Annotated in this window: 17 protein-coding genes; 13 read left to right on the top strand and 4 right to left on the bottom strand. The window is 57.4% G+C overall.

Annotation, left to right across the window (positions count from 1 at the left end; translation table 11 throughout):
• Positions 1-3 precede the first annotated feature (3 nt).
• From Q0899_RS16810 to Q0899_RS16775, 8 genes are all read left to right on the top strand, one after another.
• Positions 4-1,548 carry a tripartite tricarboxylate transporter permease gene (locus Q0899_RS16810; protein ID WP_298297935.1) on the top strand — a complete coding sequence of 515 codons (1,545 nt, stop codon included), beginning with the start codon at positions 4-6 and terminating at the stop codon, positions 1,546-1,548.
• Between the two features lie 49 nt (positions 1,549-1,597).
• Positions 1,598-2,683 carry an isocitrate/isopropylmalate dehydrogenase family protein gene (locus tag Q0899_RS16805; RefSeq protein WP_298360269.1) on the top strand — a complete coding sequence of 362 codons (1,086 nt, stop codon included), beginning with the start codon at positions 1,598-1,600 and terminating at the stop codon, positions 2,681-2,683.
• Between the two features lie 84 nt (positions 2,684-2,767).
• Positions 2,768-3,442, top strand: a complete 675-nt coding sequence (locus Q0899_RS16800) for an aspartate/glutamate racemase family protein (RefSeq protein WP_299194290.1) — start codon at positions 2,768-2,770, stop codon at positions 3,440-3,442.
• Between the two features lie 4 nt (positions 3,443-3,446).
• Positions 3,447-4,724 carry a 3-oxo-tetronate kinase gene (otnK, locus tag Q0899_RS16795; RefSeq protein ID WP_299194288.1) on the top strand — a complete coding sequence of 426 codons (1,278 nt, stop codon included), beginning with the start codon at positions 3,447-3,449 and terminating at the stop codon, positions 4,722-4,724.
• Positions 4,721-5,362: a 3-oxo-tetronate 4-phosphate decarboxylase gene (otnC, locus tag Q0899_RS16790; RefSeq protein ID WP_299194286.1), complete on the top strand. Its 642-nt coding sequence runs from the start codon at positions 4,721-4,723 to the stop codon at positions 5,360-5,362. Before otnK ends, otnC begins: the two co-directional genes overlap by 4 nt.
• A 5-nt stretch (positions 5,363-5,367) precedes the next feature.
• Positions 5,368-5,841 carry a ribonuclease E activity regulator RraA gene (gene rraA / locus Q0899_RS16785; protein WP_299194284.1) on the top strand — a complete coding sequence of 158 codons (474 nt, stop codon included), beginning with the start codon at positions 5,368-5,370 and terminating at the stop codon, positions 5,839-5,841.
• Between the two features lie 23 nt (positions 5,842-5,864).
• Positions 5,865-8,471, top strand: a complete 2,607-nt coding sequence (gene acnA / locus Q0899_RS16780; protein WP_299194282.1) for an aconitate hydratase AcnA — start codon at positions 5,865-5,867, stop codon at positions 8,469-8,471.
• A gap of 103 nt (positions 8,472-8,574) precedes the next feature.
• Entirely contained in the window at positions 8,575-9,306 is a 732-nt protein-coding gene (locus Q0899_RS16775) for a GntR family transcriptional regulator (protein ID WP_298297904.1), read from the top strand.
• Here Q0899_RS16775 and Q0899_RS16770 read toward each other — a convergent pair.
• The gene (locus Q0899_RS16770; RefSeq protein ID WP_298297899.1) at positions 9,303-10,169 is read right to left on the bottom strand and encodes an amidohydrolase family protein; all 867 of its coding nucleotides are present in this window, start codon (positions 10,167-10,169) and stop codon (positions 9,303-9,305) included. The genes Q0899_RS16775 and Q0899_RS16770 overlap by 4 nt on opposite strands.
• A 79-nt stretch (positions 10,170-10,248) precedes the next feature.
• Between Q0899_RS16770 and Q0899_RS16765 the strand changes: the two genes are divergently transcribed.
• Genes Q0899_RS16765 through Q0899_RS16750 form a run of 4 tightly spaced genes read left to right on the top strand, consistent with a single transcriptional unit; the run spans position 10,249 to position 14,114 of the window.
• Positions 10,249-11,172, top strand: coding sequence for an SMP-30/gluconolactonase/LRE family protein (locus tag Q0899_RS16765; protein WP_299194279.1), 924 nt, complete (start codon positions 10,249-10,251; stop codon positions 11,170-11,172).
• Between the two features lie 35 nt (positions 11,173-11,207).
• Positions 11,208-11,750 (top strand): TRAP transporter small permease subunit, encoded by a 543-nt coding sequence (locus Q0899_RS16760; RefSeq protein ID WP_298360287.1) that lies wholly within the window; start codon positions 11,208-11,210, stop codon positions 11,748-11,750.
• Positions 11,750-13,069 (top strand): TRAP transporter large permease, encoded by a 1,320-nt coding sequence (locus Q0899_RS16755; protein ID WP_298297882.1) that lies wholly within the window; start codon positions 11,750-11,752, stop codon positions 13,067-13,069. The genes Q0899_RS16760 and Q0899_RS16755 overlap by 1 nt, the downstream gene beginning before the upstream one ends.
• A 43-nt stretch (positions 13,070-13,112) precedes the next feature.
• Positions 13,113-14,114 (top strand): TRAP transporter substrate-binding protein, encoded by a 1,002-nt coding sequence (locus Q0899_RS16750; RefSeq protein WP_298297877.1) that lies wholly within the window; start codon positions 13,113-13,115, stop codon positions 14,112-14,114.
• A 318-nt stretch (positions 14,115-14,432) separates the two neighbouring features.
• On the opposite strand, the gene Q0899_RS16745 is transcribed toward Q0899_RS16750, so the two are convergent.
• The 3 genes from Q0899_RS16745 to Q0899_RS16735 all read right to left on the bottom strand — a co-directional run bounded on the left by Q0899_RS16745 (position 14,433) and on the right by Q0899_RS16735 (position 16,588).
• Positions 14,433-14,942 (bottom strand): GrpB family protein, encoded by a 510-nt coding sequence (locus tag Q0899_RS16745; RefSeq protein WP_299194276.1) that lies wholly within the window; start codon positions 14,940-14,942, stop codon positions 14,433-14,435.
• 165 nt (positions 14,943-15,107) lie between these two features.
• Positions 15,108-15,401, bottom strand: a complete 294-nt coding sequence (locus Q0899_RS16740) for a DUF1330 domain-containing protein (RefSeq protein ID WP_298297869.1) — start codon at positions 15,399-15,401, stop codon at positions 15,108-15,110.
• A gap of 80 nt (positions 15,402-15,481) precedes the next feature.
• Complete coding sequence (locus Q0899_RS16735) at positions 15,482-16,588, bottom strand: NmrA family NAD(P)-binding protein (protein ID WP_299194273.1); 1,107 nt, start codon at positions 16,586-16,588, stop codon at positions 15,482-15,484.
• A gap of 82 nt (positions 16,589-16,670) precedes the next feature.
• Between Q0899_RS16735 and Q0899_RS16730 the strand changes: the two genes are divergently transcribed.
• Positions 16,671-17,336, top strand: a complete 666-nt coding sequence (locus Q0899_RS16730) for a winged helix-turn-helix transcriptional regulator (protein WP_298297863.1) — start codon at positions 16,671-16,673, stop codon at positions 17,334-17,336.
• Positions 17,337-17,407 lie beyond the last annotated feature (71 nt).

Here is a 17,407-nt window from a genome sequence, read left to right as displayed (position 1 = left end):
CCAATGGAAACGCTTTCTAATCTCGGCGATGGTTTCGTCCTCGCATTCACTCTGCAAAACCTGTTTCTGGCCTTGGTAGGCTGCTTCATCGGCACGATCGTTGGCGCGCTGCCCGGGCTTGGGCCATCGAATGGCGTGGCCATTCTGATCCCGATTGCCTTTTCGCTGGGGCTTGGCCCGATCCCGTCCCTCATTTTGCTGTGCAGCGTCTACTATGGCGCGCTCTACGGATCGCGCATCAGCGCCATCTTGTTGAACATACCTGGGGACGATGCCGCCATGATGACCTGTCTTGACGGGCATCCAATGGCAAAGAAAGGTATGCCGGGGCAGGCCCTGACACTGTCGGCCATTGCGTCCTTCGTGGGTGCGTTCATTGCCACTTGGGGGCTTGTATTCCTCGCGCCGCAATTGGTTAAGATTGCCCTGCTGTTCGGACCTGCTGAATATTTTGTGCTTTATGTCATGGCCTTTGCGACCCTTGGCGGGATCATGAGCAACAACCAAGGCAAGGCCTTGTTCGCGGTCGCGTTTGGTTTGGCCATTGCGATGGTGGGCAGTGACAGTCAAACCGGCGCGCAGCGCTTCACTTTTGGTCAAATATATCTTTTTGACGGGGTCAGCTTCTTGGTGGCTGTGGTCGGTCTGTTTGCCCTGTCCGAGGTGTTCTACTTCCTTGAGCAGCACCATGCAGGCAAGGTTGGCGAGACCAAGCAGATGAAGATCGGCAAGCTGTTGCCAGAATGGAGCATGATCAAAAGCTGTATCCCGACGATGGGGCGCACAACTGTGATTGGCTTCATCTGCGGCGTCTTGCCGGGCTCGGGCGCGACGCTGGGGTCGTTTCTGTCCTACTCGTTGGAAAAGGCGACCGTCGACCGCGAAGGCAAGAGTTTTGGTACGGGCGATCCGCGCGGCGTTGTGGCGCCAGAGGTCGGCAATAATGCGGCCGCCGGCGGCTCCTTGGTGCCGATGCTGTCGCTTGGCATTCCCGGTTCCGGGACGACGGCCATTTTGCTGGCGCTGCTCTTGCAGCTGAACATCACACCCGGGCCGCTGCTGTTTGCAAAGAACCCCGATATCGTCTGGAGCCTGATTGCTTCGCTGTTTATCGCGAACGTCATGCTGCTGGTCATGAACGTGCCGCTTGTTGGCATTTTCACGAAAGTTCTGCTGGTCCCTACCCGCATCATGATGCCGATTGTTGCCATGATCTCGGTCGTCGGTGTCTACAGCCTGTCCGGATCAACAGTGGATGTGATGACAATGGTGGGCTTTGGCCTTTTGGGCTGGCTCTTCCGCAAGCTCGACGTGCCGATTGTGCCCATCATTCTGGGCATCCTGCTGGGCAACGAAATGGAAGTGAACCTGCGCCGCGCCATGACGATCTCGGATGGGGAATGGTCCATTCTGGTTGGTAGCCCGCTTGCGATCATCCTGTGGGCGATTGCGATCACCGGGTTCTTGTTGCCGGTCATCCTCGGACGCCGCGTCAAGAAACGGATGGCGGCAGAAATCAAAGAAGCAAACATCGCGGCGGACGACTAAGGCGTCGCGACCCAAAATTAATGGCCACGGCCAACAAAGGAGACATTAGATGCGTATTATGACCTTACCCTGCGACGGTATCGGGCCTGAAATCATGGCCGCGACCCTTGAAGTGGTCGAGGCAGCGAACAAGCGGTTCGATCTTGGGCTTACCTTTCAGGAAGAAGAGTCTGGATTCACGAGCCTGAAGAAACACGGCATTACGCTGCGCGATGAGGTGCTGGACCGGGCACGCACCGAGTTTGATGGCGTCATCCTGGGCACGCAATCGCATATGGACTACCCGCCGGTAGTCGAGGGTGGGCGCAATGTGTCAGCCGGTTTCCGCATTGGTCTTGATCTCTACGCGAACGTCCGACCCGCGCGCAGCCGCGACTTCCTGCCGAACAAAGCTGAAGGCATGGACCTTGTGATTATGCGCGAGGCCACGGAAGGGTTCTATCCTGACCGCAACATGTTCAAAGGTGTAGGCGAGATGATGCCGGACCCCGACATGGCACTGTCTGTGCGCAAAATCACCCGCCACGGCTCGATGCGGATATGCCGCGAAGCGTTCAAACTAGCGATGCAACGCAACAAAAAGGTAGCCGCGATTCACAAGGCGAACTCGTTTCTCATGACGGACGGCTTGTTCCTTGAGTGCTTCCGCGAGGTTGCCAAGGACTACCCGGAGGTTGAGACCGAAGAGTTGATCGTCGATGCTTTCGCAGCCCTGCTGGTCCGTAAGCCACAGGAGTATGACGTGGTGGTCGCTACCAACTTCTACGGCGATATTCTATCCGACCTTGCGTCAGAGCTATCGGGTTCTCTAGGGCTCGCAGGCTCGATCAACGCCAATGCGGAAACCGGTCTGTGTTGTGCACAGGCGCAGCATGGCTCTGCCCCGGATATCCAGGGCCAGAACGTGGCCAATCCGACCTCGCTTATCCTGTCGGCGGCGATGATGCTGACATGGTTGGGCGAACAACGTGGGGTCTCCAACCTCATGGCCGCAGGCCAAGCCATCACGGACGCGGTCGATGCGGTCATTGATGATCCGGCAAAGCGGACACGAGATCTAGGCGGCACGGTCAACACCGATACATTCGGATCGCTTGTGGCCGAGATGCTTGCCAAAGAGGCCGTTGCGGCCTGAAGAACCTCCCTGTGGGCATGTCAGCCCACTTCAACTGATGGCACCGCGTCAAACGCGGTGCCACCCCTTGCCCGAACAGATGTCATGACACACCAGCCGAGAATCGCCCTAATTCACGCGACGCGGGTTGCAATTGACCCCATCGAGTCTGCGGTCAGTACGCTTTGGCCGGAGGCAGAAACCATCTCGATCCTGGAAGAGGGCCTGTCGGTTGACAGATCTAAAACCACCTCGCTTTCGGGCGACCTGACGAGACGCATTCTTGACCTCACCCGCTATGCTGAAGCCGCCCAGGCGGACGGCGTTCTGTTCACCTGCTCTGCCTTTGGGTCAGCGATCGAACAGGCAAATTTCGAGGCCCGCATCCCGGTGATGAAGCCCAACGAGGCTATGTTTGATGCTGCATTCGAGCACGGCGAGCGGATCGCGATGATCTATACGTTCCCACCTGCCGCCGGTGGCATGGAAGATGAATTTCGCGAAGCCGCGGCGGCGCGAGGCATTGCCGCCAAAATCACCTCCTACTTCTGTGACGGTGCGCTCGATGCGAAACGCGCAGGCGACGACGCCACACATGACCAACTGATCGGAGAGACCGCAAGCCAGATCAAAGATGCGGATGCAATCTTGCTGGCGCAATTTTCCATGGCTGGTGCAGCCCATGGCGTCAGGGCAGCGACGGGATGCCCCGTTCTGACCAGCCCGGACGCCGCGGTTGAGGAAATGCGACGGCGCGTGCTGACCGGAAAAGGAAAATGAAGCCATGTTGATCGGGGTTATTGCTGACGATTTCACGGGCGCAAGCGACATTGCCAACACCTTGGCCAAGGGCGCGGGCCCGCAGGGGGGGCTGCATACGGCCCAGTTTCCAGGCGTGCCCGAAACACCCGCCCCAAAGGACATCGAGGCCGGGGTTGTGTCGCTGAAAAGCCGCACCGTCCCTGTTGCGGAAGCTGTCTCGCAAAGCCTTGCGGCGCTGAACTGGCTGAAGGCGCAAGGATGCCAGCAATTCATCTTCAAGTATTGTTCGACATTCGATTCCACCAAGGACGGCAATATCGGACCTGTCGCCGAAGCTTTGGCTGACGCGTTGGATGCGCAAAGTGTGATCTTTTGCCCGGCCTTCCCGACCACAGGTCGCACACTCTACCAAGGGCATCTGTTCGTGAATGGGCAGCTGCTGAATGAGTCAGGCATGCAAAACCACCCCCTGACCCCAATGACCGATGCGGACATACGACGATGGTTGGGGCATCAAACCAGCGTCGACGTGGGCCATGTTCCAGTCGAAACCGTGCATAAGGGCGCGGACGCGGTGCGCGCCCTTATGGCAGATGCGCCTGCCCGGTTCTTGGTCGCGGATGCTATCTCGGACGCCGACCTGATGACACTTGGTGTTGCGTTGAAGGGCGCGAAACTGATCACCGGCGGCTCTGGCATTGCCCTTGGCCTGCCCGCAAATTTCATCGACGCAAACCGGTCCGACCTTGGCCGCCAGAGGTATTCCGGCGTGCAAGGTGCCGAAGCCATCCTTGCCGGCTCGTGCTCGGGCGCGACACGCGGACAGGTTGAGCATCACGCGCAATCCCATCCGACGCTTGCGATTGACGTGCCAGGTGTCATGGCAGGAACGGTGACCAAAGACACGCTCGTTTCATTCTATCAGGAGCATGCTGGCAATGCCCCATTGGCTTTTTCGTCAGGCACCCCCGAAGACGTCCGTGCAATCCAGTCAAAGTTCGGCCGAGACGTTGTTGCGGCAAAGCTTGATGCGCTGTTTGCGGATACGGCAGAGGCTCTGATCGACGCCGGTTATCGCCGGCTGGTTGTGGCGGGCGGCGAGACGTCCGGGGCCGTTGCCCAAGCTGTGGCCCATGCGTTGGGCGCGCCCGCCATGACCATCGGGCCTGAAATTGACCCCGGCGTCCCGGTGTTGCGCGTCGGGACTGATGACCCTGTCGCATTGGCGCTGAAGTCGGGAAATTTTGGCGCGCGGGATTTCTTCGCCAAGGCGTTGCAGATGATGGAAGCAGGCCAATGATGCAGGACGAGGCCGCGCTGCGCGCGCAGATGGCAAAGCTTTGCGCCTCCTTGTTTCAGCGCGGCTTTTCTGTGGGCTCCGCAGGCAATGTATCAGCGCGACTGCCTGACGGCTTTCTGATGACACCGACCAATGCGACACTGGGAGAAATTGAGCCCGACCGCATTGCCAAAATTGACGAAGACGGCAATCACGTAGGCGGTGACAAGCCGACCAAGGAAGTGTTCCTACACCGAGCGTTCTATGACACCCGACCACAGGCAGGCGCTGTTGTTCACCTGCATTCTACATGGGCTACAGCTTTGTCGTGCCTCGAAGACACCAACCCCGACGACTGTATTCCACCGCTGACCCCTTATGTGGTCATGCGGGTCGGGCCAGTGAAGCTGGTGCCCTATGTGAAACCCGGGGACCCGAAATCAGGCGACCTGATCCGCGATCTCTGTGGAGCATACGGTGCAGTGCTTTTGGCCAATCACGGGCCGGTCGTGTCTGGCAAAGACCTGTTTTCAGCGGTGTGCGCGGCCGAGGAGCTGGAAGAAACCGCCAAGCTGCTGGTCGCGCTGGAAGGGCGAAAAACGCGCCTTCTGACATCTGGGCAGGTGACTGAGCTCAACGAAACATTTGGAAGGATCTAATAGGAATGAAAACTGCTGATCTGATTGATGACCACGCGAAAGACCTGACATTGGTGCATCTGCCATTTTGCCGTTTTGGGACACAAACGCAGTTTGCAGCGCAGGTGCAGACCGTGAAATGTTTTGAGGACAATACCGAAATACGGGCGCAGCTGGAAACTGCGGGCAACGGGCGGGTGCTTGTTGTCGATGGCGGCGGATCTACCCGGATTGCCCTTCTTGGCGACATGCTGGCCGGGCTGGCGATCCAGAACGGGTGGGCTGGATTGATCCTGAACGCGGCAATTCGTGACAGTGCCGAGATTGACGACATGGAAACGCTGGTTTTCGCGCTTGGGACAAGCCCGGTGAAAAGCGCGAAAGAGGGTTGGGGCAAAGTTGGCCAAAAGATCGGTTTCGGCGGTGTTACGTTTGAGCCGGGCGATTGGGTTTACGGCGATGCCGACGGGGTGTTGCACAGCAAAAAGCAACTGGTCTGATTGCGCGGCTTGGATCGTACGGCGTGACTGATCTGCCAACCCAGCCTCGCAGGATCGCGCAGCTGTCTGTCGACGTCGAAGGCGGAAGCCTTCAGGTCACAGACTTGCCGGGCATTCTTGGCGACCTTCTGCCAACACTGCCCGTCATTGTCAGGCTGTTATGCGAGAATCACATTCGGGCTGGCGGCGCGATTGAGTCGATGTTGCTATCGCTGAATGGGCAGAACAGCGACGGGTTTGAGTTCCTGTTTCGGCCAAACAGGCTGTTGATGCACGACACAACCTGCACGCCCGCCTTGGCGGATGTTGCGGGGCTGCGTGATGCCGTGGCCGAGGCGGGCAGTGATCCCGGCGTCCTGTCGCCGACATTGCCGGTTGACGTGTCTGTGGATCACTCCCTGGCCGTCGATGCCTACGGCAGTCCGGACGCCTTCCAAAGGAATGCGAAAACCGAATACGCACGCAACGCAGAACGCTATGCGTTCATGAAATGGGCCTCGCAAACGATGGATGGCGTAAGGGTTCATCCGCCTGGAACGGGGATCATGCACACGCTCAACCTTGAGCAACTCGCGTCAGTCGTTGAGGTCGATGCGGACGGTTTTGCGCACCCTGACATGCTATTAGGAACTGACAGCCACACCACCATGATCAACGGCATAGGCGTGATGGCCTGGGGCGTCGGCGGATTGGAAGCAGAAAGCGTCATGTTCGGCCAAACCGTGTCCTTGGCAGTACCAAAGACCGTTGGCGTTTTCCTCACGGGGCTGTTGCCTGCCGGAAGCTTCGCCACCGATCTGGCGCTTGAGGTCACACACCGCTTGCGCGAGATGGGCGTAACGGGAGAATTTGTAGAGTTCTTTGGCCCTGGCGTGTCGACATTGAACGCCGACGCCCGGGCGATTGTCGCCAACATGGCACCTGAATACGGCGCGTCCACGGGGTACTTTCCGGTTGACCAGACAACGGTGGACTACCTCAGACGCACAGGTCGCGACGCGACGCATTGTGCGCAGATCGAGCCCGTGTTTCGAGCAATGGACCTGTGGTTTGACCCGGAAGCGAAACCGAAATACGACCGGGTGCTTGCGCTTGATCTTTCGGCGATTTCGTCTGTCATTTCCGGCCCACGCCGCCCGCAGGATCGGTGCCAGCCCGGCGAGGCTGCGACAAGGATCGCATCAGCGATAGGGCGCGAACTGACCCAGGTTAGCGACATCAATGACGAAGTCCCTGACGGCGCTGTCGGAATTGCCGCCATTACAAGTTGCACCAACACGTCCGACCCATCGCTTCTAGTCGCGGCTGGAGTGCTGGCCCGAAACGCTCAAGCTCTGGGGTTGTCTTCGGCCCCTTGGGTCAAGACGTCCCTCGCGCCGGGATCGCCCTCCGCGCGGGCCTTGCTCAAGCGGGCCGGACTGGACCGGGATTTGTCGGCTCTTGGATTTGATGTGGTCGGTCATGGCTGCACGACCTGCATCGGAAACTCCGGGAGCTTGCCGCCCCCCGTCGAAAAAGCCTTGAGCAACGGTAAGGCCATTGTGGCTGTTTTGTCTGGTAACCGGAATTTTCCGGGTCGTGTGCATCCCAAACTTGATCTGGGTTTTCTGGCCTCGCCGCCGCTCGTGGTCGCCTATGCAGTGAAGGGTGACATGCATGGCGACATCAAAACGGATGCGTTGGGTGTCGGACCTGATGGCGCGCCGGTGTTCCTGTCCGATATCTGGCCGGACCCCGATGAGACTTCGCAACTCCTGAGTGAGGCGTATCGCGCCGAAGACGTCCCACGCGCCTTTGCATCGGCCAGCAAAAGCCTAGCTTGGGACGCCATTGACGCGCCGCAAACCCTTCAATTTCCGTGGGATGAGTCCTCCCGCTACTTGCGGTGCCCGAAATTTGCATCTGCCGGACAGACCACCCGGCTGGGGCAGTATGCTGCGAAACCTTTGATGGTTCTGGGCGATGACATCACCACCGATCACATTTCTCCGGCCGGTGCGATCTCTGCGGACAGTGCCGCCGGTCAGTGGCTAATTGAGCGCGGTGCCGCAGCTGACAATCTAAATGTCTATGCCGCCTATCGTGGAAATTGGGAGGTTATGCTGCGCGGGTTGTTCACCAACAGATTGGTGCGCAACCACTTGCAACAGGGGCTTGCGCCATTTGAAACGGTGCTGGAGGACGGACAGGTGTTGCCCGTATTTGAAGCGGCTGATCTGCTGGCGCGACGCGGGCAAAGCGCTGTCCTGCTGGCCGGGGATCGCTACGGCATGGGTTCCAGCCGCGACTGGGCCGCAAAGGGTGTCGCGCTTCTTGGCACCAGAGCCGTGATCGCGCGCAGCTTTGAACGCATCCACCGCACCAATCTGATCGGAATGGGTATTCTGCCTCTTCAGATAGAAGGGGATATTGACCCACAAAGCCTAGGCATCTCCGCCGCAGACATATTTGAGATCGACGCGCGAGCGACGCAAGTATCTGTCCGAAGTGAAATTCCCGTTCGGTTAGTCCGACCGGAAGGACCTGAGGTGCCGATCCACTGCCGCGCTGCCTTGGAAACACAGCAGGATGTTGATCTCCTGAAATGCGGCGGTGTTCTGCCAAGCATACTTGAGTCGAGCCTAAGCTAAATCAACAGTTGTCATCCTTTGATATTTGGCTACTCATTTGAATTGAAATGATTGCTGTCTCGCGACGGGGATGGGTAAACACACATATTGTCGGGACAGGGGCATGTCAGCCAAGCAGAGAATCTATGACAAGTTCGCGGACGGTATCCGCAGTGGAAAGATTGCAACTGGCGCGCGATTGCCAACGGAAAAGAAGATCGCCGCGGAGTTCTCGGTAAGCCGGTCTACTGTGCAGGCCGTGATGATGCGGCTTGCCAATGAAGGCATGGTGACGCGCAAGGCTGGCAGCGGGACATTTGCCGCCCGCATTGACGATGACGCTTCGGTGAAAGTGGCCCTCGACATTCACAATATCCAATCTTTTGAAAGCGAAATGGCCGTGTCTGGCGACCGGGTTTCCTATCGGCTGGTCTCTTACGCAAAGACCTCGGTTCCGCAGCATGTAGGCCCGAAAATCGGCGTGCCGCCCGGTGCCCCTGTCATGTGCCTCTATCGGCTGAGGTTTATCGATGAGACCTGCATCGGCTCTGAGGTGAGATATCTCTCTCCTGAGATCACCTGGGACGTCTCGCTTCACGCGTTGGAAACGCAGGGGGGACACCAGATCGTCGAGGAAGGATTGGGGCTTCGTATCGGGCGCATTGATGCCGCCCTGCGCGCCGTTTGCGCCAACACCACTCAAGCGGAGGATATGGGTATTTCAGTTGGTGCACCACTACTGGTTCGATCCCATACGATCTTGTCAGATGACGAGCAGGTCATCCTGCATGGGGAGTCATATTACGTGGAGCCATTCTCGTTCCGCTACACAGCGACTGTTGCGGGCGGCTCCTAAAGTCCAAAGAGCGCGTTTGCCGTGTCTTGGGTGATCTCCTGAAAAACCTTATGATTTCCGGACCATTTCTTTATGTCGTCCAAGCTGGCTCGATCATCAACGTCCATGAAAGGTTCGATCTGCGACAAATGCCGTTGTGCGCGATCGGAGGACTTTCCAGTATGTGGCCAATCGCTGCCCCAGATCACACGCCCGCGCGCGGCGGCGAACAGTTCCGGGGCGATCTTATCGAGTGCTGCTGACGTTACAGCATAGTCCCTAACGCGGCACGCGCCTGACGCTTTCAAGATCACATTGGGAAGGCTCAGCACATCCAAAAGGCCCGACACGTCAGAGGCCAATGTCACGCTCGACGTCTTGAGGCCGCCGAAATGGTCTAGAATGACCGGGCGCCCCAGATTTTCGAATTTGGACCTTAACGCGATGGTCACCTGCACAGGGAGAAATACCTGCAAAATGAAGTCCGTTTCTTTCATGGCGCGCGATAGTGTATCGAGCTGCCGCTCCGCATCCTTGGCGGCACTCACACCAGCGGTTTTCAGATTTGCCCGTAGGCCACGGACGCCACTATCCCATAATGACTGCATAGTATCTTTGGATGCTGCCTGCGGGTCGACCACACAAACGCCTCGCGCTTTGTCGTGACCCAGCTCTCGTAGCGCTTGAAGGGTCGGGCGATTGTCGACCCCATGTGGACTTGGCTGAACAATAACTACCTTTTTTGCGCCGACTCGAATCAGATGTTCTTCAAGATTGGCTACGGTTGCGGACCCGGGCGTGTAGGATCTCTCCTTCGCCAGTGTGAATTTTTCTGGAAGAAAAACATGGGTATGCGCGTCTGTAATGGCAAATTGAGTGGTCATTTTAGGAAAGGACTACCTTTTTTGTTGATCTAGCCTCTATATTGCATTTACAGTTTTATAAAAGCAATTCTGGGGGCACATGTTCTTTCCACCACCAAAAGACACGACGGCTGATCTTTTTGCCCGTGTGCCCGCAGAGCTGGCACCTCAGTCGACGTCTGATTGGGGCAAGGTGCAGCACCCGGGAAAGACCTTCCGCGCCTTTCTCGAAGGCCCATCCTTTGATCGCGACGGGAACCTCTATTGTGTCGACATTTGCCATGGGCGGATTTTGCGATGTGACGCGAAGGGTGAATTCTCTGTCGTTGCTGACTACGATGGCGAGCCAAACGGGCTGAAAATTCATAAAGACGGGCGTATCTTCATTGCTGATCATGCGCGCGGCATCTTGGTCCTGGACCCGGTGTCAGGCAAGATCGAGGACTACCTCACCCGGCCGGGGTTGGAACAATTCTTCGGTGTGAATGATTTGCATTTCGCCTCAAACGGCGACCTGTACTTTACCGATCAAGGGCAAAGCGGATTGCACGCGCCTTATGGCCGCTTGTTCTGCCGCAGGACCACCGGCGAACTGGACTGCCTGATTTCCAACATCCCAAGCCCGAACGGGCTGGTTTTTAATGAAACCGAAGAACAGCTTTATCTCGCCGTCACCCGCATGAATGCGGTGTGGCGTGTGCGGTTTCTCCCGGGTGGCCGGACCGTCGTTAAGACCGGCACGTTCATTCAATTGTCCGGTGGGCTTGCAGGTCCAGACGGTCTGGCGCTCGGAGAAGGAGGCGAACTGATCATCGGCCATATGGGGCTAGGCACCGTATGGGTCATGTCACGGCTGGGAGAGCCGATGATACGGATCAGATCGCCCGAGGGACTACTGACAGCAAACTGTGCATTTGGCGGTCCGGAGGGACGCCATCTGTACATAACAGAAGCCGAAACATCGTCGATCCTGCGGGTAGAACTGCCCTTTGCCGGCAAAACGATGTTTTCCCATCAGGACTGAAAACAGCCGGGTGGGACGGCGCAAGGGAGGAAAACGTGATCAAGAAATTTGATGGGCTGCTGTCCACAGTCGAGATCTGGGCCATGGTGGTCCTGACCTTGATTGGATTGGCGTTTGCCTTCCTACAGGTGGTGTTGCGCTATGTCTTCAACACCGGCATCCACTGGCTTGAGGCGGGGCTGGTCACGGCTTTGATCTGGGCCATGCTGATTGGCGCCGTTCGCGCTGTGCGTGAAGGGTATCACCCGCGTGTCGAATTGTTGCCCGGCCTCGTCGGGGAAACGGCGCGCGCCGTGCTGAATTTTCTGGCCATAGGAGGCGCGTTCCTGCTGGCCTGCTACTTCCTGTGGGACAGCATTTTCTACGCGAGCTTCCTCGACATGATCAATGCGACCCATCCGGAACTGGGGATCAAACAAGTCTATCCGTTCCTGATCGTCCCGATCATCACCTTTCTTATGCTCATTCGCTACGGCCTATTGGCTTGGGCCTTGTGGTCCGACCCCGCCAGCCATGCGCCTGATGCCACCTTCCGACAGAAAGTCGGCGACCTGACAGACAAGGGGATTGTGGACTGATGGCCTTTGTCACACTGATAATCATTTTCTTCGTGATCATCGCGGTCGGCGCGCCAATTGCTGTGGCACTTGGCGGCTCCGCTCTGATAGCCTCAATGATCTTTTCGCCAATCCCTGATGGTATTGTCGGGCAGAAGATTTTCTCAAACCTGAACCACTTCACATTGATGGCCATCCCGTTCTTCTTCCTCGCCGCAGGGCTGATGGAAAAGGGCGGGCTGGTGCAACGCTTGGTCTCGCTTGCGCAGGCCTTGGTGGGGCACCTTCGCGCGGGTCTCGGCATGACGACCGTTCTGACCTGTATCTTCTTTGCGGCGATTTCCGGGTCAAGCCCGGCCACCGTCGCAGCCGTGGGCAACATTCTCTACCCCTCACTGATGAAAGAGGGGTACTCACCCAAATATGCCGTTGGTGCATTGGCCACGTCCGGCTCCATCGGCATCCTGATCCCACCGTCGATCCCACTGATCCTCTATGGCTTTGTGACCGAGACCTCGATCCCTGCCCTGTTCCTCGCAGGAATCATTCCCGGGATCATCTATGGCGCGCTGCTTTTGTTCACGGCGCGGTTCCTGGCAGTCCGTGAAGGCATCGCCGTCAAATCCCGCGCAACCGGTACCGAGCTGTTCCGAGCTTTCCGGACCAGCCTCCCGGCACTGTCGCTTCCCGTTTTCATCGTCTTTGGCATCTACGGATTTCCTGAATTTGATCTTATGGGCATCTACTATGATGGCGGCGCGATCTTCACCCCGACTGAGGCCGCAGCCGTGGCCGCCGTTCTGGCGATGTTGATCGGTATGTTCATCTACCGCGAGTTGTCGGTACGCGACGTCTTGCGGATCACGGCCGAAACCGGTCCTCGCGTCGGCATGATTTTCTGGATCACCGCAAATGCGCTGCTGTTTGGGTTCTTCCTGACGAAGATTGGTCTGCCTGCCGCCATGGCGCAGGCCGTTTTGGACATGAACCTGTCGCCAATTGTGTTCCTGCTTTGCGTCAACCTGCTGTTGGTCATCGTGGGGTTCTTTCTCGAAGGCGTGCCAACCATTCTGATCTTTGCACCTTTGCTGGTGCCTGCGGCGGAAAGCTTGGGCATCGACCCCGTGCATTTCGCGATCATCATGGTGGTCAATATCGAGCTTGGGCTGATCACGCCGCCGGTGGGGATCAACCTGTTCGTGGCCAGCTCAATCTCGGGCATCCCGCCCTTGCAGGTGTTCCGCGCCACGGTGCCTTGGATGGCCGCCACGATCATCACGCTGCTGCTGGTGACCTACATCCCGACACTCTCATTGCTACTGCCCGGCCTCACCCAATGAGGCCGGTTAATAACCCACGTTCAATTTTCTAAGGAGGAAGAAAATGCTTACTCAAACCCTAAAAACACTGGCCCTGACGGCCACAGTTGCACTGGCCGCAGGAACGGCCTCGGCGCAAGTTCAGATGGTCATGTCGAATGACAACAATAACAAAGGCCTAAAAGGCCAGACATTCGACTACCTGACCGCACAGCTGGAGGAACGTCTCGGCGACAAGATCAATGTCGAGATGCACCACAGTGGCACGCTCTTTGACCAGCAAAGCCAGATCCAGGGCCTGCAGCTTGGTGGCACACATATCATCTCGCCCACGGCCGGTATCTACAGCACCGTGGAGCCAAAGGTTGCCGCCTTGCAGCTGCCCTTCATGCTGAACACGCCGGAGAAAATCCAGGAAGCCGTTGCGGATCCGACCATTCGCGAGGCGATCATGCCCGGCTTGAACAACCAGAATATCGAGATTGTTGCGGTCTGGATGAACGGCCCCCGCGATCTGGGTTATAAGGGCCAGAATCCGATCCTGTTGCCTGGTGATGCCGAAGGACTGAAGGTGCGGGTGCAATCCGCTCCGATCTTCGTCAAAACCTGGGAAGCGGTCGGCGCAAATCCGGTTGGCATCAACTGGTCCGAGGCACCCACCGCATTGCAACAGGGTGTGATTGATGCGGGCGAAGTGACGCCGAACTCTTGGCGCGGCTCCTCGACTTATCAGTTTGTTGACCACATCACGATGACGGACCACCAATACTCCTTCTACCTGGTAGGTGCGAACAAGCAGTGGTGGGACGAGATGCCGGACGATGTGAAAACGGAAGTTCAAGCTGCCTTGGCGGATGCGACGGAATGGAACATGGCCAAGAACACCGAGATCAACGGATCGGCTGCAGAATACATTGCGGGCGAAGGTGTCGGCGTTCACTACCTGAACGATGAACAACGCGCTGCCTGGGCCGAAGCCATGAAGCCGGTTTGGGCCGAGTTGGGTAACGAACTGGTAGGTGACGAAGTCATGGACCGGTTGAAGTCAATCGCAGGTGTAAACTGACCGATAAATCATTAGGTCTGACAGCAGGACGGCGGGCTTCCCGCCGTCCTTTTTTGTTCGCAGTCTAAGGCGTTCACTTTTTGTAAAGGTAAAACCCAAGGATCATACTGGCCACTCGCCGAAACATAATAGGTGGAGATGCCATCATTTGAGCACTAACCTGAATTCCATTGGCCCGGCAAAAATGCTGGCAACGGCTGATTTGGCGCCCGAAAGTCGCAGAGCCGCCGCGCAGCCTTGGCCAAGAATGGCTTACAGCGAACTTCAGATGCAGTGCGACGTACCATCGTCATCCATGCTTATGTGAGGCGGGGTCGGTTATGCCTTTGTTTGGATTTTCCTATTTAGCTGGTCCAGGAACGGTGCCTTGCCTGCCAGATACTCTGCGATCCCCGTCCTGTTTTCTTTCTTAAGACGAAACTTTAGCTCTGCATAAGCCCGTCGATCCGCGGAATTACTACGCAAGTGGTCGCGTATTCCAAGCATCCTGTTGATCTGTGAGTGACCTGAAACGCAGAAGTGAAGCTTGTGGGTCCTTTTGCCACCAACATCGCGTTTGAAGAAGTGATGGCCCTCCGCCAAGTCTCCACCACGCTTATAGCCTAGACCAGTCAGTTCTGCCTGCCAATTGTCCAAACCCTTGGCGCTGGAAACCACCACGAGAACATCAATCTCGGGTTTGGCAGCCAATCCCTCAACCGCAGTGCTGCCAACATGATGGATATCGATACATGCATCGCCAAACACCGACCACAACCGTCCTGCTTCTTCTAGAAAGAGGGATGGCCACTTCTGGTCATAGTCAGTGATTGAACTCGTGAGCTTCATCCTTCCGTTTTACGGCCGTGCTGTCTTTCGCGAAAGCCGCCATTCGCAACAATGCAAAATGATGTTGGTATGGCCGCTTAGCGCACTTCGCAACAGCAAGGCCCGCTATGGCTGGAAAGGAACCGTCCCGCGTGAGCGGGACCAAAGTGGGTCTTGCCCGGCTGCTTAACCGGACATTTGATACACAATGATGTCCTGGTCTGACGCCGCCTCCCGAAGGGGGATGATGTCCTGATACGCGGGGGACGCATGCCACGCATCCAAATCCGCCATCGTCGGAAATCGGACGACGACCGCCAATTGATGCGGCGCGGCTGTGCCGGACAGCGATCGGGGCCCTTCGCCGCTGGCCAGCAGTTCCGCGCCGTGTTCTGAGGCGATGTTTTTGGACCGTTGTAGATATTCCCGGAACTTCGCGGGATCCTTAACAGTGACGCGAGATATGAAAAGAGCGCTCATGATATCCTCCTGGGGCTGAGCCGTTTATGTTGGTGGTGCAGGTGATTGGTTCTGGTTGGTAGGATCGAGATGAAACCTGTTCATGCTACGCCAACGGGAACGTTGAGAGGTCGCTTGGGCTCATGGCTGCTCACCCAATCCGCCGTGTTTTGACTGAATCTAGGTTGCGCGATTTGCACGTAGTCCCGATCTGACTGAACCCTTGTCAAATCCAGCGCAGGGGTCAGAAGTATCTTTGCAAAGTTCATCAAGGCATTCACGCGCCTGAGGGGGCTGGTGCGTAGATCGGGCCGCCCGGCGACCACGCGCCGCACGATGCTTTCGAACGCTTCAGGCGCCTGACCCCCGATCTTCAGAACGTCGTCAGTAGGCGCATTCACCGCGAAGCTTCCCCGTCGATACTCGTCGGCGTATATTGCCAGTTGCGACACCGCAGCCTCAGAATAGTTGGAGGGCGGCAAAGCCCGCAGCGCTTTGGTCATCATTTTTTCCGAGATGTTCATGTAGCTGACCTTTCGACCAAGGGCCCTCCCCATCGCGGCGGCGATGTCATTTGGCGACATCAACTCCGGCCCGGTCGGGCGATAGGTCTTTCCGGCATGCGTCGAAGGGTCGGTCAACGCCGCGACCGCAACGCTTGCAATATCCTCGTTGGAGGGCGGCGCGTTCTTCTTCTCGTCTCCGGGACCCAAAGGCATTGTGAAGAGCCCCAGATGCGCTGCCATATCCAGCACCATGGTGTAGTTGTCAGCAAACCAGCCAGGATTGACGGACGTTACAGTAAACTTCGGCGACATCCGGATGAGCGCGTCGGAGATGTACACTTCTCTGGTGAAGAGCGACGGGTGATCTACCGACGAGAGCCATTGGCCAAGCGTCACGACATGCTCAAGACCCGCCTCATGGGCCGCCGCCGTAAAGACCGCGTTGAAGTGTAGCCCATTGGGTGCAGTCGGGGCGCACTGATAGGCCCGCTTAACGCCCTGCATGGCCCTCCGCATATCGGAGAGCGAATATTGGTTCCCCTCAACTATGTCCGCGCCGGCCTGCGAAAGTGCATCTGAACGTCTGTCTAGTTTGCGCACCAACGCTCGGACCGGGAAACCCTTTTGAAGCAGTTGCGTCACGACATGCTGACCCGTCTTGCCAGCGGCGCTGGTGACGAGAATTTTGGGTAGGGTTGACATTGAGGGTCTCCTGATCAATCTGACGCTCCATGAACTAAAGTGGCTACTTTATTTTTTAAAGTAACATTTTCGTGAGGCGTAAATGGCAAAACCGCGAACCTACAAACTGCTCTGCCCAATAGCCCGTGCACTAGATCGGATCGGAGACCGTTGGACACTGCTCATTCTGCGAGACCTGCATGCCGGGCCTGCCAGGTTCTCCGACCTGCAACGGGGCTTGACCGGCATTGCAGCAAATCTGTTGACCGAGAGGCTGGCGAAACTGGTGGGCGATGGTCTTGCAAGCAAGGCCGACGCCGGACATGGGGCCACGGTCTATGAGTTGACGGATCATGGGAAGCGAACTGCCGATATCATTTTGGAACTGGCGATGTTCGGAGCGCAGTTCGAACCGGAGGGTGAGGTTGTGCCCCCCGGCAACCTCAGAACTGTGGCGACAACCATGGGGGTGGCCGCAAACCGCGCCGCACTTCCGGCGATGAGTTTCGACGCGGCTTTCGTGGTTGACGACGAGCAGATGCACCTGAAGGTCAAAGGCGGATCGGCGGAGATGACGTATGAGGCGTGTCGCAATCCAGACCTCATCTTTTCGACGTCCTACGCAGCCTTGCTTGATGTAACTGAGGGCAAGCTAGATCCGATGAGCTTCATCTCACATCACAGCACCATCCAGACCAGTTCGCCTACCAAGCAGGCTGAGTTTTTTGAGTTGATGTCTGGTATCGTCGCTGTCTTGGGCCGCACCTAGCAGGCATTCAAGAGTGCCCTTGTATAGATGAGACGGAGTTTGCTCCGTTCCCGCCTGGAGAATGTCAGAGG

The sequence above is a fragment of the uncultured Litoreibacter sp. genome (assembly GCF_947501785.1).
Taxonomy (GTDB): Bacteria; Pseudomonadota; Alphaproteobacteria; order Rhodobacterales; family Rhodobacteraceae; genus Litoreibacter.
Note: the sequence above shows the minus strand (reverse complement) of the source record. Positions and strands in the feature narration are given on the sequence as shown.